Origin of the sequence: Shewanella seohaensis (assembly GCF_023283775.1) — a bacterium.
Taxonomy (GTDB): Bacteria; Pseudomonadota; Gammaproteobacteria; order Enterobacterales; family Shewanellaceae; genus Shewanella; species Shewanella seohaensis.
The window spans coordinates 113691-136425 of the sequence record NZ_JAKILE010000010.1; the positions used below are offsets into that span (position 1 = coordinate 113691).

Sequence of the window (22735 nt, forward strand, 5' to 3'; positions counted from 1 at the left end):
TTGATTTAAAAGCCCATCGTCGTGCATGATTGCGCGAGTACCGATGGGCTTTTGTTTGGATTGTTAGCAACTCAGCTTACAGATGTAAACATTATATTGAGTCCCTAGGGCTGGGTGGCTATACTGTCGCCACTTTCATCCTTGGAGTATGTCGTGCTGTTACTCGTCAGATCTGTGTTGTTGGCTGTGTCATTGTTACTCGCGTTTATTTTTGGGGGATTGGTCTGCTTGTTGCGGCCCCGTCACCGTGACAATGTACATATGTTCGCCAAGATCTTCTCATCCGTCGCCCCTATTCTAGGGCTTAAAGTCATAGTGCGTCGGCATAAAGAAATTCAGGATGGCCCTTATATCTTTTTAGGGAACCATCAAAATAACTTCGATCTGTTCACTCATACTAAAGCCGTGCCGAAAAGCACCGTAAGCTTAGGCAAAAAGAGCTTAGTGTGGATCCCGCTATTCGGGCAGATCTACTGGTTATCGGGCAATATTCTGATCGATAGAAAAAATCGCAACAGTGCCTTCGATACCATGGCTAAAACCGCAGAAAAGATTAAACAGAACCGTTTATCTGTGTGGATTTTCCCTGAGGGTACCCGCTCACGTGGCCGCGGTTTGCTCCCCTTTAAGGCTGGCGCGTTCCATACGGCGATTGCCGCAGGGGTGCCGATAGTGCCAGTGCTTGCCTCTTGTCAGAGCCATATTAATTTAAACCGTTGGGATAACGGGGTGGTGATCATTGAGATGATGGCGCCTATCCCGACCGAAGGGTTAGATAAAGCCGATGTGAAGGCCTTTTCTGCCCAAGTGTATGAGACTATGTCTGCAAAATTTAACGAGATAAATCGTGAAGCGGCAACATTAATGGGTAAAACTCTCGAAGGCGATGACGTATAATAGCGCCAATTTGAGCCAGTTTTACCTTAACGGAGACAAATCCATGTCTATTGAAAGTCAATTAAAAGCCCAACTTGCCGAGAATCGTGACATAGTGCAAGCCCTGCTTGACGATGGCTCAGAGCCAGATGCGGAATACACCATTGAGCACCATTTCTCATCTAGCAACTTCGACCGCTTAGAAAAAGCCGCCGTTGATGCATTCAAACTCGGTTTTGAAGTCAACGACGCCGAAGAGATGGAGCTGGAAGATGGCTCAGTGATTTTCTGTTTTGATGCTATCGCTTACCACAAGCTGGAAGTGGCTTTACTGGATAAAGCGACCGAGCAGTTACTGCAACTCGCGGCTAAGCAGAAAGTGGATTACGACGGTTGGGGCACTTACTTCGTTGGTGACGATATCGACGATGAAGAAGGTGACGACGAAGAAGATGACGGTTTCCCGCACTAATTCGCGACCATTGATATTTCAGTAACAAAAAGCCCATCATCGATGGGCTTTTTGGTTTTAGTAACCACTAGTTTGTTCGGTGTGCAGGACGCTACAGTTACGTCCCTTTTGCTTGGCTTCGTATAAGGCTTTGTCTGAGCATGAAATCCAGCCAGAGCTGCTAGTGATATGTTTGCCAATTTCACACACGCCTAGGCTTACTGTGACTTTTATCTTCAGCCCTTCGTACACTATGGTGGAGTCGGCAATTCTTTCCCGCAAACGCTCGGTAAAGTTGAGGGCATCGGCGCCACAAGTATTGGGCATGACCACTGCAAACTCCTCACCACCATAGCGGCCGACACAATCGGTCTCCCGTAATGAATGGCTTAGGATATGGGCGATATGCTGAATTACCTTATCACCCGCGACATGGCCGTAGGTATCGTTGATTCTTTTGAAATGGTCTATGTCTATCATGACCAAGCTCGACATCCCCGAATAACGGGCGTGGAGATCAAATTCATGCTCTAAACATTGTTGCCAATGGCGGCGATTATGGAGCTGTGTCAGGCCATCGGTCTGGCTGAGGCGTTCTAACTGCTCGTTGGCGGCCTTGAGCTGTAGCTTGTTAACGGCGATGTCGGTGACATCATAAATAATCACGCTGATATGGGTGATTTTTCCGGTTAATGAGGCCAGAGGCAACAGCGTCACGTTCTGGTACATAAAATCGGCCCGTCCGGTAATGGGGCGGTAGTTTTTAAACTGAAACACGTAGGGTCTTTGTTCCCAGCTGATAAAGGCTCGATTTTTCAGCATAAAAACCGATTCCATCTTTTGCTTTAACCAAGTCGCTGGTAGCTCAGGAAAACGGGTGAACAGGTTTTGCCCTTTAATCGAATTAGGGGATACGCCGCTATGGTTTTCCATAAAGCCGTTCCACAGTTGGATATTATAATCGCGATCTAATACCACTAGACCCACTTCGATGGTTTGCACCATATCGATAAGCCAATGGAGTTCGTTCATTGCGCTTTGATCGTTTGACATAAGGTAAAATCCAACTGATTAATCGAGTAAATAACCGAGCTTATAACTGAGCGTCGGAATAGAGTCTTCGGTAAATAGCAGTAACAAATCGCATTGGACATTATGATTTTCAATACGATAGTTAATCTCCATTGCTAAGGTTCTGTGCCATTTTTCCGAGTTATCATGGATAAGATCGTTCACCGTACAGTGGCGGCCTAGCACGACAGGGTGAGCCTGGCTGAACTTCATGTCGAGCTGCTCTGAGATCCCGTTTAGGAAGGCGCCAATCAATACGTTGCCTGTGTCGATCAAGACTTCAATCTCGGTGCTAATGTCCTCTGGATTGGCTAGCCCCATGAGTTTCGCCATGTCTTGAAAGCTCGAATCGTGGAATAGCAGCAGGGCTTCACCCGCTACGCCCGCACCAATAAATCCTTGGCAGAGGGCTGATACCGTTGAGCTTTCTTCCGTCGCTTTGAGCGCCATCGTCAGCTCACTGACTTCGAGCACGTTCACGTTTGGAATAGGTAAGAGGACAAAAACATCGAGAAGTTTGGCTAATAGATCGGCGGCGCGTCCCATGGCTACGTTAGCGATCTCTTGGCAGGCGTCACGCATATCGACTTTGATCATCGGCGTTTCTTCCGCTTGATCTTTCTGCGTTAGGGTGAGGATGCCGTATTCCTGCAGGATATTACTGATGGCGTCGGCACTGACGGGCTTTTGAATAAAATCCAATGCCCCTAAGGCTTTCACTCTTTCATGGGCTTTGATCTGAATATCACCCGAGACCACAATAATCAGCGCGGGGAGATCGTTTTGCTGCACTGTTTGCAGCACTTCATAACCATCCATGACTGGCATATTGAGGTCGAGGAAGACAACTTCGCCTTTACCTGCGCGAATGGCATCTAAACCCTCGGCGCCATTGGTGGCGTAGGTGATCTCGACATCCCATTCTTTCGGTAGGGTGCGAGCCATTTGTTTGCGCGCCATGGCGGAGTCGTCACAGATGAGTACAGAGATTGTCATGCTGACTACTGATCCTTAATTGCCCATTTATTGAAGATAACACTAATTCTAAATCTTTGAATGACGAATTAAGCTCTTCGGGCAAGTTTGATTTATAACATCTATATGTAACCTATAGATTTTATTTGTTAATTCAATTTATTTATCTCTCGAGCGCGAGGCGCTGGCAGTAAAAAGCCTTGGAGAATTAAATCAAATTTCGCGAATTTGTCGTAAGCAGGGCATCGATTTTTGCGAATAGCTCGATGCTCAATCCTGCAATAGGCTGTTTCCCCACGGGACCCATCTCGACACGATTATGCAAATTTGTGGGTAAGCAGTGCCGTTGGTGATGCAACCGATGTTCAGAGAAGATGACTCGTTAAAACGACAAGTTGCACCCATGGTTGAACATAAGGGGTTAATACTTTTGAGGTTCTCATGCTTCAGCGCAAGCCTAGCATACTCACCCAGTAAAACTTAATGACAGTCGACAGTATTTTGACGCATGTCAAAATTTAGGCTTATGTTACATCCTTTGGTGAATTATTCCAAACGTGTTAACATTTGTTCTGGCCTGACCAGTAACGGAATATTTCATGAGTGAGCCTTGTGTGCAAGTAACGATTGAGAATGGCATTGCATATGTCCAGCTCAATCGACCAGAAAAATATAATGCAATTAATTATTTAATGTTTAGCGAGTTGGACAGAGCGATCAAACGTATTAAATCAAATTCGCGGATTCGACTGGTTATTTTATCTGGAGCTGGAGGCCATTTTAGCTCGGGGCTGGACGTAAAGAGCGTGATGTCGGCACCGATGCAAGCATTCAAATTGCTGTTTAAATGGCTGCCTGGCAATGCCAACTTAGCGCAGAGAGTCTCCCTTGGTTGGCAAGGTTTACCCGTGCCTGTCATCGCGGTGTTAGAAGGCTGCTGCTATGGCGGTGGCATGCAAATCGCCTTAGGTGCTGATTTTAGAATAGCGAGCCCAGACAGCAAGTTATCTATTATGGAAGCCAAATGGGGGCTAGTGCCGGACATGGCAGGCTTAGTGGCGCTGAGGCAAATAATGCCCAAGGATCAGGCGATGTTACTCAGCCTTACGGCCAAAGTGTTGTCGGGCGAAGAGGCGAGTCGCTTAGGGTTAGTGACTCAGCTAAGTGATCATCCTATGTTAAGCGCGCAGCAATTGGCTCAGGAGCTTCTCAATACCTCCCCCGATGCCGCAGCGGCGATCAAGTTGAGCATCAATCGTAGCTGGACGGCTTCGATTCGTGCACTTCTTTGCCGTGAGTCGTGGAGCCAAGTGAGACTGTTACTTGGTAAAAATCGCGCGATTGCGGCGACGCGTCAGCTAAAGGATCCCAACAAAGCCTATCAAGATCGCCAATCGGGTTGGTAGTAGCGTAACTCTATCTCGATTACGCCCCATAACGGATTACTTAAGCTTTAGAAAGGCTTGCACCTCAATTGGCGCCGCTCATACGGGCGGCGAATCCCCTTATGGCGCTCAAACAGTTCTGCCATGCACTCTCGTTATCCAGATTTAATGCTAATGTCGTTTGCCGATAATTCGGCGCCTCTAACGTTACGGCGAGGCTTTTGCGTTGCTCCGCCGTTTCTAACGATGCGGGGTGACCATCGGGCGATTGAATATCGAGTATTGGCATAGTGAGCTTGGCCAGTTTTTCGGCAATGACTTGGTTACGCGCCTCATCTTCGCTGTAGGGGTTGATGACGATTAATACATCGGGATCGGCAATTTTCTTTTGGCTTAATAGGCTTATCAATAATCCCGCACTTTGATCGGCGGTGATCAGTACCCGTTTACCGGGAAAGTCGGTGCCTACGCTGTCGAGCTGTGACATGCTTTTGACTAAAAAGTCTTCCTGCTCAAGCAAATGCTTATTGCTCTGCTCGGGTTTCACTTTTTGGCTCGGTTTATTCGAAGGACTGCTTAACTGCGCCGCCCCTGCGGAGGTCACTTCGGTTGCTGGGGTGGCAAAGTTGGGGGCGGGCGGCTCTGTGGGCGGGGTAAGGCTTAAACTGGCCCAGCCAGCAGCATTGATATTACGTCTGACAAACGCCATTAATCCGGGCGCATCGGCGGTGCCATTGGTGGCGGGTAAGATAATCGCAGCGCCGAGTTTTTTGCGGCCTTCCCATGAACGAACTAAGAGTTCGAGCGGTTGATCATCTATGGTGATCTGCTTGATTTCACTCGCGGGTAAATAACTGCTTATTCTTTTCGCCGCAGCTTGCCCATTGGGCGCTTTGCTCGCTTGGTTCGTCTCGGCGTTTTGGGGAGTTGTCTCTGGCGCCTGAGCATTAGATTCTGGCGCCTGCGGGCTGGATTCAGGTGCAGATTCAGGTGCTTGAGTACTTGTTTCTGACGCCTGAGTATTGGGGTCTGGCGCTTGAGTGCTGGGATCGGCGGCGAATAAGCTCGCACTGGCGAGAGCTAAGGCTAGGCTCAATAACGAGGGGATAATACGCGCCATAGAATTGATAACCACCTGTGTAGTCTCATAAATTCAATTAGCTAGAGTATAACCTGAAGCGGCGTAGCAGAAGCAATTTTTGCTTGAGCTCGTGACGGCGACCGCGCACAGCTGCGCCTAGGCCCAGCCCACAGCCCACAGCCATACTTATCGTGAAGATAAAATAAAAACGCCCAGCGATTGGCTGGGCGTTTGCATATTCGCTTAAGCGAGCCTAAGGAGGCTCTAGCTTACCGTCATTGCGGATTAGACATGGCTAACTAAAACCATACGAATCGCGTCGAGCTGTAGCTGACTCGCGTCGAGGTAAGTGCTCAGTTCCTGCATCTGATTACGCAGGTACTCTAACTCTTCCTCACGGATATTCGGGTTAACCGCTTTCAAGGACTCTAAACGGTCTAATTCGCCCGTCAGTTGGCTGGTCATTTTCTCACGCGCCTGCGCCACTAACTCGTTCACCGCGGCTTGGGCATATTCTTCACCCTTAGCAAATAACGGATGCAGAATCGGTTGGGATGCTGTGACTAACTTGCTGCCAATATGGCGGTTAACCGCGCTTAACTGTTTGTCAAAGCTGGTGTAATCCACCTTAGCGGACAAATCGTTACCGTTTTTATCCAGCAGTACGCGGATAGGCGTTGGTGGCAGATAACGATATAGCTGGCTCGATTTAGGCGCCGAAGCATCCGCCATGTAGATCAGTTCTAAGAACAGGGTGCCGGCGGGTAAGGCTTTGTTTTTCAAAATCGCGACGCTCGTCGTGCCTGTGTCAGAGCCGGTGATCAGATCTAAGCCTGTTTGCACTAATGGGTGCTCTTGGGTGATCAGGGCGATATCATCACGGGAGAGCGCGGTATCACGGTCGAAGGTGACCGTCACGCCATCCTCATGCAGACCCGGATAGGTTGGGAACATCATGTGTTCGCTTGGACGCAGGATGATAGAGTTTTCACCTTTATCTTCTTGATCAACACCGATAATGTCCCACAAGCGGATCACCGAACCAATCAGCTTAGTGTCCTGATCGCTTTGGGCTAAACGCTCGACAATCGCCTTGGCCTTATCGCCACCGTGGGAGTTGATTTCCAGCAGCTTATCGCGGCCTTGCTCCATAGCGTGTTTCAGTTCTTTGTAACGGCTTTGGGTGTGGTTGAGCAGATTGGTTAGCTCATCTTCATCCCCACCGACGAGAACATTCAACAGATCTTCGGCAAATTCACTGTACAGCACATGGCCACTTGGACAGGTCAGCTCGAAGGCATTCAGACCTTGGTGATACCAGTTGAGCAGACGCTCCTGCGCCGTATCTTGCAGATAAGGCAGGTGAATTTGGATATCGTTCTTTTGCCCGATACGATCTAATCGGCCGATACGTTGCTCTAATAAATCTGGATTCAATGGCAGATCGAACAACACTAAGTGGCTGGCGAACTGGAAGTTACGACCTTCGGAGCCGATTTCAGAACAGATCAGCGCTTGGGCGCCGCCTTCTTCTTGGGCGAAGTAGGCACCCGCCTTGTCGCGCTCGATGATCGACATGCCTTCGTGGAATACGGTGGCTTGGATGCCTTCACGGGTACGCAGGGCTTCTTCTAAGCTCAGGGCGGTATCGGCGCCACTGGCGATGATCAGCACTTTCTTGCTGCGGTGCGACTTTAAAAACTCGATTAACCAATCCACGCGAGGATCGAACTTCCACCAACTGGCGCTGTTGTCTTCAAATTCTTGGTAGAGTTTTTCAGGGCTTAGGGCTTGTGCCGCTTTCGCTTCTAAGGTCTTACGGCCGCCCATCATCTCATTTACGCGGGCAGCGGTAAGATACTGCTCAGGCATTGCATGGGGATAGGCGTTGAAAATACGTTTCGGGAAGCCTTTTACCGAGGCGCGGCTGTTGCGATAAAGCACGCGACCTGTGCCGTGGCGGTCGAGTAACTCTTGCAGCAGTTCGCTGCGGGCCGCTTGTTGCAACTCGCTGTCGATATCTTCGGCTTGAATTAAACGAATGCTCGGCGCTATGTCTTTCTCGCTGAGTAATTCGGTGAGGCTGTTGATGGCGGCATCGGATAATTTTCCGTTGCCCGCTAAGGCTTCGGCGGCAACGGCGACATCTTTGTAGCTGTTTTCTTCGGCGAGGAAGGCATCGTAGTCGTAGAAACGATCCGGGTCGAGTAGGCGCAGGCGCGCAAAGTGGCTCTCATGGCCGAGTTGATCCGGCGTTGCCGTTAATAACAATACGCCAGGCACTACTTCGCTTAATGCTTCAACCACTTGGTAGGCTCGGCTCGGGGCTTCTTCGGTCCACTCTAAGTGGTGAGCCTCGTCGACGACCAGCAGATCCCAGTCGGCATCGAGTGCTTGGTCGAGACGTTTCTTTTTACGCAGTAATTCGAGGGAACAAATCACTAACTGCTCGGTGTAGAAAGGATTGTCATGGTCGGCAAAGGCTTCGACACAACGGTCTTCATCAAATACCGAGAAGCGCAGGTTAAAGCGGCGCAGCATTTCCACTAACCACTGATGGCGTAGGGTATCCGGCACAATGATCAGTACCCGCTCGGCGCGGCCAGTGAGCAGTTGTTGATGGATAATCAGACCCGCTTCGATGGTTTTACCTAAACCCACTTCGTCGGCCAGCAATACACGCGGCGCATAACGGCGACCCACTTCATGGGCAATCCACATCTGGTGGGGGATAAGGCCGACGCGTGGACCTTGTAAGCCGAGTAAATCTGAGGTCGCTAGTTGATGACGCAGTAACTGGCATTGGTAACGAATACCGAAACGGTCTAGGCGGTCAATCTGACCGGCAAACAGGCGATCCTGCGGTTTGTTAAAGCGAATGTTGTGGTTTAACAGGGTCTCACGCAGGCTGGCTTGCTCACCTGTTTCGCTGTGGATTCCGTGGTAGACGACGAGGCCGTCTTTTTCGGTGAGTTCTTCAACCGAGAGGCTCCAGCCTTCATGGCTTTCAACCGTATCGCCAGGGTTGTATATGACACGGGTCAGGGGGGCTTCGTTACGCGAGAACATACGATTCTCACCAGTCGCAGGGAATAACACTGTGACCATACGGCCTTCAACTTGTACGACTGTTCCTAAACCAAGCTCTGACTCGGTATCACTTATCCAACGTTGTCCTAAGGCAAACGGCATCTTAAATTCTCATCTCTGGGCGGACTCTAACAAAGGGCGCGTATGTTATATCAATACTAGGGATATTTGAATCGCCCTCTCACCCGTTAGAGCCTAATTCCCCACACACTAGATTACAAATTGAACAGTGAAGAAAATTCTCTGTAGTCGTACGATGATTTGTCATGCTACTGTCATATCGAGGGACCTACACTGCCCTCGAGTCACCGACTTAAACACAGGTTCGTTCGGTTGGCATTCAGGGAGAATGGTGCCAATATTAGTTTAAGCCGCTAGCCGTCTTTATTAAGTAGAGGCTTGAACTTTAAGATCATTCTTTAGCTCGCCAACTGACATAGGAGCCATATCCACTCACCGGGAAAGAGATGTAGCATAAAAACAATCGAGCACTCTGGAGGCGCCATGGAACAAGACGACAGAAAGTTGTTTGTACTGGATACCAATGTGTTACTACATGAACCTTTGGCGATCTATTCGTTTAAAGAGCACGATGTGGTCATTCCGATGACAGTGCTAGAAGAGCTAGACCAGATTAAAGATCGAAAGAGTGATGTGAGTCGGGATGCTAGGGTTGCCATACGGGCGCTGGAAGATACCCTAGGCGGTGATACAACACCGGAACAAATCATTAATGGTGTCCCTTTACCGAGTCGAGAAGGGCATGCCGATGCGATAGGGGCGCTGTCTATTTTCCCTGACCATCTTGTCGATTTTACCCTAGGCGCCCTGCCGGGGGATGGCAACGATAACCGCATTATCAATACCGCTCTGCACCTGCAAAACCTCCACCATCCACGTACCGTGGTGTTAGTGACCAAAGATATCAATATGCGTCTTAAGGCCAAGGGCGCGGGCATTCAATTGGTTGAGGATTATCGAACCGACCAGCTGATCGATGATATTCGTTTCCTCAGCAAGGGTTTTTATCAATTCGAAGGGAATTTTTGGGAGCATTTAAACAAGGTATCCACCGAGCGCCATGGTCGACATACGATTCACGAAGTCCCCCTGAAAGATTTAGATAACGAACCCTTCTACATTAACCAATATCTGATTGATACCGAATCTGATTTTTGTGGTCGTGTCACCGAGCGTAGCGATACCCATCTGCATATTTTGGATCTGGGCCGCGAGCGCTTAAAAAACCTCGAGGCTTGGGGAGTTAAACCTAAGAATGTTTACCAAGGGATGGCGTTGCAGGCGCTGCTCGATCCCGATATCGATCTGGTGATCCTAACGGGACCAGCCGGTTGCGGTAAAACCCTGCTGGCAATGGCGGCGGCGCTTGAGCTGGTGGTGGAGCGCAATCGCTACGATAAGGTGATTGTGACTCGTAATACGCCAGAAATTGCCGAGTCCATCGGCTTCTTACCCGGCACCGAAGAAGAGAAGATGATGCCATGGCTGGCGGCGATTACCGATACCTTAGAAGTGCTACATAAGAATGATGTGAATCCGACCGGCAGTTTGAACTACATCATGGAGAAGGCCAATATCCAATTTAAGTCGATCAACTTTATGCGCGGCCGCTCGATCCAAAACTCCATCGTGCTCTTGGATGAATGTCAAAACCTGACGGCGTCGCAGATCAAAACCATGATCACTCGGATGGGAGAAGGCACAAAATTGATTTGTTGCGGTAACTTAGCGCAGATCGATTCGAATTATCTCACCGCAGTGACCTCGGGGTTAACCTACATAGTCGAACGCTTTAAAGACTTTGAAGGCAGTGCCAACCTGTATTTGAATGGGGTGGTGCGTTCACGCTTGGCCGAATACGCCGAAGAACATCTCTAACTATTTACTTTATTGTTACAAAAGGTCTCACTCGTGGGACCTTTGTTTTTAGGCATTTCTATGATTTTTCAATCAACTAATCATAGACTTTGACAGCCTTCGTACGGCAATTATTTGATGCGACTCGGGGTTTCTTCCTGCTAATATATGAAGCCATAAATGTACTCAGTCACTTTTGCCACCGATGGCTAAAATCAAGCGCTGCAATCAAGGGTAGTGGATGAAATCGAGTGAGCCGGATCTCCAATTAAAATCGCCGATCCAAAAGAACTATAACCGCGCCGTTTTTTATACCTATATCGGCGTGATTGTCCTGTCGTTGCTGACGGCATGGATGTTTTTCGATCGCCAGAAAACCCAGCAGATGGAGCAGCGCGAAGAACAGGTCGAGCGCCACGTATTGCAAATCGACTTGCTGTTGGAATCGAGCATCCGTGCGGTGAAGAGTCTGCGGGATGTGGCCGTGGATCACCTGCGCTTAGGTGAGTTAGTGCGTAAAGAGCGTTTACCGCAATACGGCAAATTTAACGAAAGTGGTCAGTATTTTACCTTAGAGCCTAACTACGCCAAGGGCGGCAAACCCTTTACCAACATGGGGCGGATTACAGGTGCAGGCTCCCTCGATGGCCGCAGCGATAAGTTCTACCAAGAGCTGGAAATGCTGTTCGAGTTGTCACTGTCTTTCCCCGTCGCCAAAGAAGCGGCACCTAAAGCCTCGGCGATTTATTATTTATCGCGCCAGCGGATGATGTCCTACTTCCCTTGGACCAACGGCGACCAGCGTTTTAGGGACGAGCTGCTCAATAAGAAACAATTCCAATACGCTACCCCGGCGATGAACCCGCAGCGCAGTGTGTTTTGGAGTGAGGCCTATGTCGATTCGACGGGTAAAGGCTTACTGACCACCTTAGGCGTGCCCGTTTATCTCGATGATGAGTTTATGGGCTCGATCAACCTCGATATGACCTTGGCCTCATTGGCGCGGCAAATTCGGGTGTACTTCAAGATGCCGGGGACTGTGATCCTGCTCGATCAGCAGAACAATATTTTGTCCCACAGCGACTTCGATGGCTCAGATATCAATCGGGTATATCACATCAGTCAGCGCATTCCATCGGAGCTGCATTCGCTACCCGAGTCCGAATTATTCGATGCCCACGAAGGCATTATTCGCAACGGTTACTATATTCACTCGGTCGCGCTGCATAACGCGCCGTGGCGCTTGTTGTATCTGCAAAATGAAGACGACCTGTTCCAAGACTCGGTCGAAAAACTGCAGCTGACCTTTATCCTCGTTGTCATTGCCCTGTCGGTGCTGGTAACCATAGTGCACTGGCAAACGCGCCGCTCCTTCGTGAGCCCCGCATCGCGCCTGTTGTCGCACTTAGAGGGCTGTTCCCAAGAGCCGCGTAAACCGCCGGAAAAAATCACTCCGGGGTGGGAACCTTGGTTCCTGCTGGTGAGCCGCATCTTTGAGGAAAACAAGCAATACACCCATCATTTGGCCGAGCAGAATAAGCGACTCGACAAACTGGTCGCGCGCCGCACCGAGCGGTTAAAAGATGCGACCGAGCGGCGCGAGCGGGAATATGCGTTGTTGCGCTCCTTACTCGACTCCATCCCTGAAGCCATTGTCTTTAAAGATAAAGAAGGCAATTACCTCGGCTGTAACAAAGCCGCCGAGCGGATGCTGGGTTACACCGAAAGCGAGATGATTGGTCTGTCGTCAGAGGATTTAACCTCACCGGAGATGGGCATTCGTATTCGCGCCGAGGATGAGCAGATCTTAAAAGATCGCACGCCACTGCGTTATCAAGAGAAGGTTGAGTTAGCGGGCAAGCCTGTGTTGCTCGATACTCTGAAACTGCCTTTCTATAACCGCCGTGGCGAGCTACAAGGCTTGATTGCCGTGTGGCGCGATGTGACGCGTGAGTACGAGTCCGCCGAGCAGTTACGCCTGTCGGAGGAGCGTTACCATTTAGCGATGGACGCGGTAGAAGATGGTCTGTGGGACTGGTATCTGGATTCGGAGCATATTATTTGTAACCCATCCTATTATTCGATGCTGGGCTATAAACCCAATGAATTCCCTGCGTTATTGTCGGCTATCGACCAGCTGACGCACCCCGATGATAGAATTCGGGTCGAAGAATATCGTAATCAGTATCTGCAAAATCCCGTCGATGCCTATGAGATCGAGTTTAGGATTTTAGGCAAAAACGGCAGCTATCACTGGGTGCTTTCCCGCGGCCGGGTGGTGGAATTTACCGCCGATGGTCAGCCTAAGCGTATGGTCGGTACCCACAAGGACATCACACGCCATAAGAGTAACGAAGTGGCACTGCTGGAGGCGAAGCAGGACGCAGAACTGGCGAACCTCTATAAGAGTGAGTTCTTGGCCAACATGAGCCACGAAATCCGCACGCCAATGAACGCCATTATCGGCATGTTGCAGTTAGCGCAGCGCACCTCGCTGACGGCGCAGCAGAAGGATTACCTCGAAAAGGCCGGGTTCTCGGCGCAGTCGTTGCTGCGGATTATTAACGATATTCTCGACTTCTCTAAGATTGAGGCGGGTAAATTAGAGCTGGAGCGGGTGCCGTTCCCGCTGGATAAAGTGCTCGACCATGCCCTCGATCTCAATGCGCTCAAGGCGCAGGAGCAAGGCGTCGAGTTATTACTGTATGCGCCAGTCACGGCAGGCCTCATTCTTAAGGGCGATCCGCTGCGCTTAGGCCAAGTGCTGATTAACCTGTTATCGAACGCGGTGAAGTTTACCCAATCCGGTGAGATTGAACTGGGCTGCGAAGATGTGGGCGAGCGCGACCATCGAATTACCTTAAAATTCTGGGTACGGGATACGGGTATTGGGATTAGTAAAGATCAGCAGGAAAAACTGTTCGATGCCTTTGCTCAGGCCGATGGTTCGACGACCCGTAAGTACGGTGGCACGGGATTAGGTTTATCGATCAGTAAGCATTTGGTCTCCATGATGGGCGGCAAGATGCAGGTGCAGAGTGAGTTAGGCGTTGGCAGTACCTTCAGCTTTACCATCAGCTTTGAGATTGCCGAAGAGGCCAAGGTTGAGCCCTTAGTGGTGCCTGAAAAACTCAATAATTTACGCACACTTGTAGTGGATGATAACCCGACGGCGCTGCAAATTTATTCGGCGTTGATGCGCGATTTCCACTTCGAGGTGGATACGGCCGCGAGCGGCGCCGAGGCGCTGTATAAGTTGTCGCGGGATCCTATCGATTTATTGTTGCTCGATTGGATGATGCCAGAGATGGATGGTGGCGATGTGATCAGCGCCATCGATACCATGGTGGCCGAAGGCCGCATCGCAAAACGGCCCATTATCATCATGATGACCGCCTATGCGGCAGAACCTTTACAGCACGAAGTCGACAGTGCCAATGTGTTTGCCGTGTTGCAAAAACCCTTTAAGGCATCGAGTCTGTTCGATGAGATCATCGCCGCCTTTGCCGATGAGCCAAGGCTTAATGTGGTGCAGCCTATTGATGAAGTGCCGGTAGAAGAGGGCGAACACACAGGGCTTGTGCTCTTGGTGGAAGATAACTTTATCAACCAACAGGTGGCGACTGAGCTACTAAAGAGCGCAGGATACGAAGTCGTTGTTGCTGGGAATGGCCAAATTGCCCTCGATATTATCGACTCACGCCCCTTCGATGCGGTATTAATGGATATTCAAATGCCAGTAATGGACGGGTTAACCGCGGCGCGGGCACTGCGTGAACGCTTCAGTGCCGACGTGCTGCCTATTATCGCCATGACGGCCCATGCGATGTCGGGCGATCGGGAAAAGAGTCTCGCCGCTGGGATGAATGCCCATATTACTAAGCCGATAGTGTTAACTGAACTGTTTGAAACCTTATCGCATTGGATAAAACACAAGAATAATCATCATTAATTGTTTGCCCGGGGCCAATGATGGCCCCGCGTGGTTTAGTTTTGTGTAACATGACCACGTAGACAGCCCAATCAGGAGGAAAGATGAAACCCCATAGCCTAGCCCTCGCCATCCTACTCTTAGGTTTACCCGCGCTGAGTGTCGCCGCGGATCTGCCGAGCACTAAAGTCGTTAAGCAGAGCCAAGCCGCTAAGGGATTTCTTAATCTTTACTATGAGCCAAGCGAGGGGGAGTTATACCTCGAGGTGAGCCGTTTAAATCAGCCTTTTTTATTGGTGACTAGCTTGCCTGAAGGGGTCGGTTCTAACGATATCGGTCTCGACCGTGGTCAATTAGGTCAAACCCGCATGGTGCAGTTTGAGCGCCAAGGTCCCTACATCCAACTTAAGCAACTAAATACCCAATATCGCGCTAATACCCAAGACGCCGCCGAAAAGCGCGCCGTGGATGAGGCCTTTGCCGATTCGGTATTGTGGCAGGGTAAGTTACTCGATGGTAAGCCAGATATGGTGGCGATCAGCGAGTTGGTACTCAACGATCTGCACGGGGTCGCGGATGCTCTCCTGCATCGCGGGCAGGGGAATTATCGCCTCGATTTAACCCGCTCGGCGATTTTACCCGCCGGGGTGAAATCCTTTGAAAAGAATAGTGATGTGGATGTGCAGCTTACCTTTAAAGCCGATGCGGCGGGTGAGCAAGTGGCTAAGGTCACGCCCGATGGCACCTTAATGTCGGTGCGGATGCGCTACTCCTTTGTCGAGTTGCCCGATGAGGGTTATCAACCCCGCGCCTATCATCCTATGAGCGGCTATTTATCCGATGAGTATCGCGACTATGCCACGCCGTTTTCGGCGCCATTGGTGCAGCGGTTTATTTTGCGCCACCGCCTGCAAAAGGTGAATCCTGGCCCGGCACCGAGCGAAGTTGTCAAGCCCATCACCTATTACCTCGACCCAGGTGTGCCTGAGCCTATCCGCTCGGCGCTACTTGATGGTGCTCGCTGGTGGGAAACGGCCTTCACCCAAGCGGGATTTATCAACGGCTTCAAGGTTGAACTCTTGCCGCCCGATGCCGATCCGCAAGATATTCGCTACAACATGATCCAGTGGGTACACCGCGCCACGCGCGGATGGTCCTACGGCGCGGCGCTAACCGATCCGCGTACCGGCGAAATCATCAAAGGCCAAGTGACCTTAGGTAGCTTGCGGGTGCGTCAAGATTACTTGATTGCCAAAGGTTTAACTGCGGGCTGGCGTGATAGAAGCGCCGCCGAGCAAGCGGCTAATGACTTAGCCTTAGCGCGTATTCGCCAACTCGCCGCCCATGAGGTCGGCCATACCTTAGGTTTAGATCATAACTTTGCCGCCTCGACCAATCAGGATGCCTCAGTGATGGATTATCCCCATCCTAAGATCATGCTGAAAGGCAATGACATTGATATATCAGCACCTTATGGCGTTGGTGTCGGGCCATGGGATAACTTTGCTATCGCTTACGGCTATAGCGATGAAGGCGATGCCACGGCGCAGCAGGCGCTGCAAAATCAGTTACTGGCCGAAGTGGCTCGAAAAGGGCTGCGCTATATTGGCGAAGCCGATTCACGCCAAGCGGATGCCAGCCAAGCCTATGCGAGTTTATGGGATAGCGGTGACGACCCTATCGCGCAGCTGCTGGATTTGAATCGTATTCGCGCTAAGGCGATCGAAGGTTTTAGCAGCACGGCCCTGTTGCCGGGCGAGCCACTGGGTGAGTTAGCCGATGCCTTTGTGCCAATCTATTTGCTTAACCGTTATCAAATCGATGCGGTCACTAAGTTTATTGGCGGCACTGACTACAACTATCTGTCTATCGGTGAGGGTAGTCGCTGGAGCTACATAGCGCCTCAGTTACAAATGTCGGCCCTCGATGCGCTGCTCAGCACCTTAGATGCGGCCAGTTTAACGGTTCCGCAAACCTTACTCGATACGCTGGTGCCTAAAGCGGGCAATTATCAAGCGACGCGGGAGTCCTTCGAGTCAGGGCTTGGGGTGGTGAGCGATCCCCTCGGTATGGCGGAAGTGTTAGCGCGCCATACTGTGGGTCAGTTATTGATGCCGCAGCGCTTAAATCGTGTCAGCCAAGGGGCGATGGCGGATAATGAACAGCTCTCGGTTGAAACCTTACTCAACAAGCTGTTTGCCGCGACCCTTTATCAAGAAGATAAGCTCGCTCTGATTGAAGGTGTGTGGATGCGGGTAAATGCGGTGGTGATTGATGAACTCTTGTCTGCGTATCACAATCCGCAAACCTCAGCAGAGGTGAAGGCGGCAATTTACGAACGCGCCCAATTCGTGATTAAACAGCTCAAAGCCAAAGCGAATCGGGCGAATGCTAAGGTGGCCTCCCACTACACTTGGTTGCAACAGGGGCTGAGTACAGGACTCACGGATGCCAACAGCAAACTCATTCCAAAACCCTTGAGATTGCCGCCAGGTTCACCTATCTAAGTTTGGTTTTCAGCATCATAGGCGCTAACGAGGTGATTCGTTATGCGCCTATTTCTTTTGGGTTTCTAGGATAAAAATGTTCGGCTTTACGCTCAATATGGTTAAAGCGGCGAGTATTTTTATAGGGCAGTTTCATAAAGCCCGATACCCCATGGCCTTGAATTTTACCTACATAATGCAAAATGCGGTCGAGGCTAGCGCGAAACGCCGCCTGTTTACGTGGATTGAGCAGTTTTAAGTAGCTGTGGATCTTTAAGTGATTCGGCAGCGCCTCAAAAATGATGCAGCCCGTGTGGTGGATTTGGTTGATACGCGCCAATTCCTCCATGATTTCACTCGGTAATTCGAGGTTTTCATCCGGATCTTTACCGTCTTCAAAGTAGGAGTGCAGCCGCGATTTATCTTCGAGAGTCGGCACATCTCCGACTTCGAAGGGCAGTTGGAGATCAGCACTGGCGACAAAGGGTTCGCTGGTGTTTTCGCGCTCGATATGCAGCGTGTCCCTAGCGTTAAAGAAGCAGGCCTTAAACACCCCGATACGCTTAATCCCCCGCGCGAGCGTGACCATATTATTAACGGCGATGATGAGGGCGCTCTTTTGTTTAGCATCGTAGATGGCAAGGTTGGAGTCGATAAACACGCCAGTTTCTTGCCAATGGATAGCAAGGCCACCCACGATAGGGTATTGACCGAGGCGACCCACGGCGGCGATAAAGCCCTTTTCGGTATCGCCCATGCCGGCTAAGAAGTTGCGATAGTATTTTTCGAGCTGAATGTCATCCATCTTAGCGATGGGATCCTGCGCGTTATGTTCCTTTAAAAAGGATTTACGCGAGCTGTAACTGACGGTTTCGACATCTTTTTCGCGGGATTGTACCCAGACTGGGATTTCACCCAGTAGTTCGGTTTTGGGCAGCTCGGGTAAGTGTATTCTATGGCTGTGGCGCATGCTTTTGAGAAAATAATCCCCCGCCAGATTGCGCTGCACGGCATCGCTACTGAGCATACCTTCCAAGGTGCGCGCCAACTCCATGGGTAAGCCTATGCTGGTGGGCGGGATCACCTGCGCGCCGAAGCGACTCGCCTGTCCTGAGGCCAAGGCATACAAGGTCGCTGCTACGCCTTGCTCGTCGAAACGCGGGCTGGAGAGTGCGCCATTTAGCTGCTCTTCACCGATAAAATACACGTCCCCCATGCGGGCGTTAGTATGCTGTTGATCGCTCGACATCAACGTCATCACATTGTCTTCTACGGCCTTGTTATATTCATCCCGTTGCGCAAATACCGCCGAGCCCCAGTCGATTAAGGATAAATGTTGGCTTTCAATATCATAGACAAGGTTTGAGGGCTTAATGTCGCCATGCACTAAGGGTTTGCCCGTTCGCAGATAGTAGAGAATATCGGCCAGTTGGCGGGCAATACTCATCACCATGGCAGGGGGCAGGGCGCCTAAACGGCGACAAAGCTGCTCGAGATCTTCGCCCTTAGCACGCTCCATCACTAAGATCCCTTGTTTGCCGACCCGCTCAAATTTGATCGCTCCCGGAATGTTAGGGTGTTTGAGTAAGGACAGCATAAAGGCTTCTTCCTCTAAGCGATCTTGAATATGCTGCGGCAGATTAATTCTTGAGAATTTAAATACATGGGCTTCGTCGGCCTGATTAATCCCCGCAAACACAAAGCCGTAAGCCCCCTTACCGATAAACTCAATGTCGCGATAACCCAACTTACTTAACTGTTGTTTACATAAACGGATCCACGCCTTGTGCTTACGGGCATCGTTGGCTTTGAGCAAGTAAATGGATTGCTCTTCGGAAATGTAAAAATGTTGTAATTGGGGTGTTTGCAATGCGCGACTCCTTGTTTTGGTTATTTAAACAGTAAGCGAGGCTGATAAGCAAATCGGCTTAGGATGCTGTGGCTGGTGTTGCCTGCGATAAACTTGTGATTTTTAGGGCTTACCTATCCCATCATTTCGTCGCTGACTTTGATTTATATCAAGTTAAATCGTATGGAGTCTAGGTAATCTTAAGCACATTGGATGGGATACATTTTTGTTAAATTTCCCGTGGACAAAGTGGATGAAAGGAGGGCATATGCCCGCCCAAGATAAGGCTTTATTGATCGAGTTGTTAGAGTTTCCGCGTAAGCGAATTTTGCAGTCAATGGAGGTGACCCATTGTCCACATGCGGTATTTTTTAATGATCGCGATGAGCAGTGTCTCACTTGCCACCAGGGTATGGAATGTATCTGGATGAACCAGAACGATGAGTTGGTGGCCGTCGAGCAAAAATCCGTTGCCGAACTGAAGCAGCAGTTGCTGATCGCCGTTGACTTTATCGACTCATCCTTAAGTCCGCATCATTTGTCGCGCCGCCAATGCCAGTGTGAGAATTGCGTTTGGCTCCGCCGGGTACAAACGGCATTGGCTTAGTCATTAACTGTTTACATCTCTATGATTAACATACGGTATCTGAGATTTTGCATCCACCCGTGAATGCCATTAGAGTAAGGATAACTTTAGTCATTTGAGATATACCTATGGAACCTGGTTTTTGGCATGAGAAGTGGCAGCAACAGCTGATTGGTTTTCACCAGCAAGATATCAATCCCTTTCTCGTAAAGTATTGGCATACCTTGGCATTACCCGCCGAGGCTCAAGTCTTCGTTCCCCTGTGTGGTAAATCTTTAGATATGTGCTTTTTAGCCGAGCAGGGGCATCAAGTGATTGGTTGTGAGTTAAATGAACTCGCAGTGCAGCAGTTTTTCGAAGATAACCAATTACCTATGCAGCAAAGTGCGCTGGGCGATCATCAGCATTACTACACTGAGCAGGTCAGTTTATATCAAGGGGATATCTTCACTTTACCCCAGTCGATTACGGCCAAGGTAAGTGGTTTTTATGATCGCGCCGCCTTGATTGCTTGGCCTGAGAGTATGCGGGCGCAATACGCCAAGCAATTAGCGCAGTTATTGCCTTCGGGCAGTGTGGGTTTATTGGTGACTTTAGATTACCCGCAGGACGCTTTAAGTGGGCCGCCATTTGCGGTGTCGCCAACTTGGGTCGAAACACATATAAGTGACGATTTTGAAATCCAGCTCTTGGATTGTCAGGATGTGCTTGCGGACAATCCGAGATTCGTTAAGAAAGAAGTCCCTTGGCTGAATGAAGCCGCGTATTTATTAACACGCAGATAATTCGCCGGTAAAAATATGCATCCCATTGAACTCAAAGAATTAATGCTTTTGGGGACGTGGGATGTGTCATTAAGGGGTCATACAATTATCGCAAAATAGGCATCTGCGCTGAGATTTGCGACAACCCCTTTAAGGCGATGGCATCGCTCAAGGAACAGGCATTGAAATACAGGTTTAGTTTGACAGAAAAGGAGCTGGAGGCTCGAAGTTAAGCCACTTCGTAGTAATTAGGTTCAATTTCTAATTGGTTCTGAATAATTTGTACGGCCATTCTTGCGCACTTGCCGCATTGATCGGCAACGCCTAAACGCTTTTTAACGTCAGCAAGGCTAGAGTCACCCTGACTTACCGCGTTTTTGATTTGCGTATCTGTGATGGCATGGCAGAGACAAACGTACATTTTTTGGACTCCAAAACGAATTGAGCTAATTCTAAATGAAAACGCTTATCAAATGCAATCCTAGTAGTAAACTTGTTGTGCTGGTTTCCTGTTTTGTTACACATCGCACATTTTCTAGTCTATGCTCAGTGCTCAGAAGACAAGAAAAAGAGGGATGATTTAGCGATTACGGGTCATTGGACGCGATCAAGGATGGATAACTCATGGACGATGGAATAATAAATTTACAATAGATCCAAGGGTTATCATGAGAAAGAATTTGCCAGTGACACAGCGGGAATATGACTATCCAGCCGATTGGATTTTACTGTCTACTACGGACACTAAGAGTCATATCACCTACGCCAATCCATCGTTTTGCACCGTGGCGGGATACGAGCTGAGTGCCATGTTGGGACAGCCCCATAATATGGTGCGCCATCCCGATATGCCTCCCCAAGCATTTGAAGATCTTTGGAAAACCATCCGTAAAGGCGAGCCTTGGAAGGGCATAGTCAAAAATCGCTGCGCCAATGGCGACCACTATTGGGTCGACGCTTATGTGTCGCCGATTATGGTCAATGGTCAGGTGGCCGAATTTCAATCGGTACGCACTAAACCCAGCCGTGACCAGATCAACAGAGCAGAAGCCGCCTACGCCGAATTGAATAAAAGCGGTAATGTTAAAGCGTTAAAACACACCTTAGATATGCCGACTAAGTTGATGCTGCTCGCCTTCGTCGCCCTGTTGCCCATGTTGTATTTGGCGTTGCAGATTGGGGCGGTGGGATTTGTGGCGTTTGCCATCAGTGCCCTCGTGCTGTTTATCGGCGGTAATCTGATCTTAGGGCGTTATCGGGCGCTGGTTGCTAAGGCGAAGAAAATTTACGATAACCCTTTGATGGCACATATCTATACGGGGCAATCCGACGATTTAGGCGCTGTCGATCTGGCGCTGCAAATGCAAACCTCAGAGTTAAAGTCCGTGTTGGGCCGCGCCCGTGACTCCTGCGATAAGGTGAGTAAACAAGCCAAGATTTCCGCGGCAAAAGGCGAAGAAATTCAAGGAACAAGTCAGTCACAACTCGCTGAGATTGAACAGGTTGCCACAGCTATGCAACAGATGACGGCGACGCTTGGGGATATGTCCTCAAACTGCGCCGATGCGGCGAATGCTTCGCAAATGGCGTCGCAGCAGACAATCAACGGCGATAAAACCGTCGTCACCACCATTCAGTCGATTCAGACCATGGCGCAGCAGTTGCAGGAAACCTCGCAGGTGATCACTGAGTTAGAAGGGCACAGCCGAGACATAGGCACAGTGCTGGATGTGATCCAAGGCATTGCCGAGCAAACGAATTTATTGGCGCTGAACGCGGCGATTGAAGCGGCGCGGGCGGGCGAGCAAGGACGAGGCTTTGCCGTGGTTGCCGATGAGGTGCGGGCATTAGCGCAGCGCACCCATGATGCCACCAAAGAAATCCACACAATGATCAATCTGTTGCAGCAGGGCACTCACAAGGCCGTGCGTAGTATGCAGGAGGGCGTTGATGCGGCTGGCGAATGTATTACCACGGCGGATCTTGCGGGCGCGGCGCTACGTACCATACGTGAAGCGATCACTACCATCACGGATATGACCCACCATATTGCCAGTGCGGTGGAGGAACAATCGAGCGTGGCGAATGAGATGAATCGCAGCGTAGTGAATGTGTCGCAATTTACCCATTCCAGTCATCAACTCGGTTGCGAAATGGTGAGTCTCAACGATGAAGTGATAGGTGAAATGGACTCCCATACTGTGCTGGTTGGGCAGTTTTTAAAGCGCAGTTTTAAAGTCTAACTTTTATCGCAAGAATCCTTAATCCAAAGGCAATCAGTCGTCTGATTGCCTTTTGTTTTTTTCCTGTGA

Annotated in this window: 15 protein-coding genes; 9 read left to right on the forward strand and 6 right to left on the reverse strand. The window is 49.9% G+C overall.

Annotated features, from left to right (window positions below):
* Positions 1 to 153: 153 nt before the first annotated feature.
* Together L2713_RS13095 and rraB are read left to right on the forward strand one after the other, a co-directional pair.
* Positions 154 to 897 carry a 1-acylglycerol-3-phosphate O-acyltransferase gene (locus tag L2713_RS13095; protein WP_041412535.1) on the forward strand — a complete coding sequence of 248 codons (744 nt, stop codon included), beginning with the start codon at positions 154 to 156 and terminating at the stop codon, positions 895 to 897.
* A 43-nt stretch (positions 898 to 940) separates the two neighbouring features.
* The gene (gene rraB / locus L2713_RS13100) at positions 941 to 1348 is read left to right on the forward strand and encodes a ribonuclease E inhibitor RraB (protein WP_011715766.1); all 408 of its coding nucleotides are present in this window, start codon (positions 941 to 943) and stop codon (positions 1346 to 1348) included.
* 57 nt (positions 1349 to 1405) lie between these two features.
* Here the strand turns inward: rraB and L2713_RS13105 are convergent, their stop codons facing one another.
* Complete coding sequence (locus tag L2713_RS13105) at positions 1406 to 2380, reverse strand: GGDEF domain-containing protein (RefSeq protein WP_126512386.1); 975 nt, start codon at positions 2378 to 2380, stop codon at positions 1406 to 1408.
* 18 nt (positions 2381 to 2398) lie between these two features.
* On the reverse strand, positions 2399 to 3394 hold the full coding sequence (locus L2713_RS13110; protein WP_011621374.1) for a response regulator: 996 nt from the start codon (positions 3392 to 3394) through the stop codon (positions 2399 to 2401).
* A gap of 578 nt (positions 3395 to 3972) precedes the next feature.
* On the opposite strand from L2713_RS13110, the gene L2713_RS13115 reads away from it, so the two are divergent.
* Complete coding sequence (locus L2713_RS13115; RefSeq protein WP_248968201.1) at positions 3973 to 4779, forward strand: crotonase/enoyl-CoA hydratase family protein; 807 nt, start codon at positions 3973 to 3975, stop codon at positions 4777 to 4779.
* A gap of 64 nt (positions 4780 to 4843) precedes the next feature.
* On the opposite strand, the gene L2713_RS13120 is transcribed toward L2713_RS13115, so the two are convergent.
* Positions 4844 to 5878, reverse strand: a complete 1035-nt coding sequence (locus tag L2713_RS13120; RefSeq protein WP_248968234.1) for a DUF3530 family protein — start codon at positions 5876 to 5878, stop codon at positions 4844 to 4846.
* 246 nt (positions 5879 to 6124) lie between these two features.
* Positions 6125 to 9031, reverse strand: a complete 2907-nt coding sequence (gene rapA / locus L2713_RS13125; RefSeq protein WP_248968202.1) for an RNA polymerase-associated protein RapA — start codon at positions 9029 to 9031, stop codon at positions 6125 to 6127.
* A 402-nt stretch (positions 9032 to 9433) separates the two neighbouring features.
* On the opposite strand from rapA, the gene L2713_RS13130 reads away from it, so the two are divergent.
* The 3 genes from L2713_RS13130 to L2713_RS13140 all read left to right on the forward strand — a co-directional run bounded on the left by L2713_RS13130 (position 9434) and on the right by L2713_RS13140 (position 17245).
* Positions 9434 to 10828 carry a PhoH family protein gene (locus L2713_RS13130; protein WP_011627270.1) on the forward strand — a complete coding sequence of 465 codons (1395 nt, stop codon included), beginning with the start codon at positions 9434 to 9436 and terminating at the stop codon, positions 10826 to 10828.
* A 220-nt stretch (positions 10829 to 11048) separates the two neighbouring features.
* Positions 11049 to 14759, forward strand: a complete 3711-nt coding sequence (locus L2713_RS13135) for a response regulator (protein WP_248968203.1) — start codon at positions 11049 to 11051, stop codon at positions 14757 to 14759.
* Positions 14760 to 14842: 83 nt separating this feature from the next.
* Complete coding sequence (locus L2713_RS13140; protein ID WP_248968204.1) at positions 14843 to 17245, forward strand: zinc-dependent metalloprotease; 2403 nt, start codon at positions 14843 to 14845, stop codon at positions 17243 to 17245.
* Between the two features lie 40 nt (positions 17246 to 17285).
* Here the strand turns inward: L2713_RS13140 and L2713_RS13145 are convergent, their stop codons facing one another.
* Complete coding sequence (locus L2713_RS13145) at positions 17286 to 19094, reverse strand: protein kinase domain-containing protein (protein WP_248968205.1); 1809 nt, start codon at positions 19092 to 19094, stop codon at positions 17286 to 17288.
* A 247-nt stretch (positions 19095 to 19341) separates the two neighbouring features.
* Between L2713_RS13145 and L2713_RS13150 the strand changes: the two genes are divergently transcribed.
* Positions 19342 to 19680: a hypothetical protein gene (locus L2713_RS13150; protein WP_086902944.1), complete on the forward strand. Its 339-nt coding sequence runs from the start codon at positions 19342 to 19344 to the stop codon at positions 19678 to 19680.
* Between the two features lie 107 nt (positions 19681 to 19787).
* Positions 19788 to 20444: a thiopurine S-methyltransferase gene (locus L2713_RS13155; RefSeq protein WP_248968206.1), complete on the forward strand. Its 657-nt coding sequence runs from the start codon at positions 19788 to 19790 to the stop codon at positions 20442 to 20444.
* A gap of 208 nt (positions 20445 to 20652) precedes the next feature.
* Here L2713_RS13155 and L2713_RS13160 read toward each other — a convergent pair whose 3' ends face one another.
* Positions 20653 to 20844: a bacterioferritin-associated ferredoxin gene (locus tag L2713_RS13160; RefSeq protein ID WP_011715776.1), complete on the reverse strand. Its 192-nt coding sequence runs from the start codon at positions 20842 to 20844 to the stop codon at positions 20653 to 20655.
* A gap of 247 nt (positions 20845 to 21091) precedes the next feature.
* On the opposite strand from L2713_RS13160, the gene L2713_RS13165 reads away from it, so the two are divergent.
* On the forward strand, positions 21092 to 22666 hold the full coding sequence (locus L2713_RS13165; protein ID WP_248968207.1) for a methyl-accepting chemotaxis protein: 1575 nt from the start codon (positions 21092 to 21094) through the stop codon (positions 22664 to 22666).
* The last annotated feature ends 69 nt before the right edge of the window (positions 22667 to 22735 follow it).

Excerpts from the sequence above, each read along its gene's own strand:
- rraB (WP_011715766.1), top strand. The coding sequence starts at position 941 with ATGTCTATTGAAAGTCAATTAAAAGCCCAACTTGCCGAGAATCGTGAC.
- L2713_RS13105 (WP_126512386.1), bottom strand. The coding sequence starts at position 2,380 with ATGTCAAACGATCAAAGCGCAATGAACGAACTCCATTGGCTTATCGAT.
- L2713_RS13110 (WP_011621374.1), bottom strand. The coding sequence starts at position 3,394 with ATGACAATCTCTGTACTCATCTGTGACGACTCCGCCATGGCGCGCAAA.
- L2713_RS13115 (WP_248968201.1), top strand. The coding sequence starts at position 3,973 with ATGAGTGAGCCTTGTGTGCAAGTAACGATTGAGAATGGCATTGCATAT.
- L2713_RS13120 (WP_248968234.1), bottom strand. The coding sequence starts at position 5,878 with ATGGCGCGTATTATCCCCTCGTTATTGAGCCTAGCCTTAGCTCTCGCC.
- rapA (WP_248968202.1), bottom strand. The coding sequence starts at position 9,031 with ATGCCGTTTGCCTTAGGACAACGTTGGATAAGTGATACCGAGTCAGAG.
- L2713_RS13130 (WP_011627270.1), top strand. The coding sequence starts at position 9,434 with ATGGAACAAGACGACAGAAAGTTGTTTGTACTGGATACCAATGTGTTA.
- L2713_RS13135 (WP_248968203.1), top strand. The coding sequence starts at position 11,049 with ATGAAATCGAGTGAGCCGGATCTCCAATTAAAATCGCCGATCCAAAAG.
- L2713_RS13140 (WP_248968204.1), top strand. The coding sequence starts at position 14,843 with ATGAAACCCCATAGCCTAGCCCTCGCCATCCTACTCTTAGGTTTACCC.
- L2713_RS13150 (WP_086902944.1), top strand. The coding sequence starts at position 19,342 with ATGCCCGCCCAAGATAAGGCTTTATTGATCGAGTTGTTAGAGTTTCCG.
- L2713_RS13155 (WP_248968206.1), top strand. The coding sequence starts at position 19,788 with ATGGAACCTGGTTTTTGGCATGAGAAGTGGCAGCAACAGCTGATTGGT.
- L2713_RS13160 (WP_011715776.1), bottom strand. The coding sequence starts at position 20,844 with ATGTACGTTTGTCTCTGCCATGCCATCACAGATACGCAAATCAAAAAC.
- L2713_RS13165 (WP_248968207.1), top strand. The coding sequence starts at position 21,092 with ATGAGAAAGAATTTGCCAGTGACACAGCGGGAATATGACTATCCAGCC.